This window comes from Collinsella sp. AF28-5AC (assembly GCF_003457875.1).
Taxonomy (GTDB): Bacteria; Actinomycetota; Coriobacteriia; order Coriobacteriales; family Coriobacteriaceae; genus Collinsella.
Map to the genome: position 1 here is coordinate 1 of NZ_QRTA01000033.1, position 200 is coordinate 200.

A 200-nucleotide genomic window follows, 5' to 3' on the forward strand; every position below is an offset into this window, starting at 1 on the left:
CGGGGGAGGGGGCAGGTTCTCCACGTGTTACTCAGCCGTTCGCCACTCGCTTCTATCCGAAGATAGGTGCCGTTCGACTTGCATGTGTTAGGCGCGCCGCCAGCGTTCATCCTGAGCCAGGATCGAACTCTCCGTCCAAAATATATGGGCTTCGAGCCCGTCCGGTCCTCTCAGTTCATCGCTGATCGGTTCCGTTCGAT

1 rRNA gene is annotated in these 200 nt (G+C 58.5%); it reads right to left on the reverse strand.

The features are described 5' to 3' along the window. Positions 1-138 (reverse strand): 16S ribosomal RNA (locus DWZ01_RS10510); the annotation flags it as partial. Positions 139-200 lie beyond the last annotated feature (62 nt).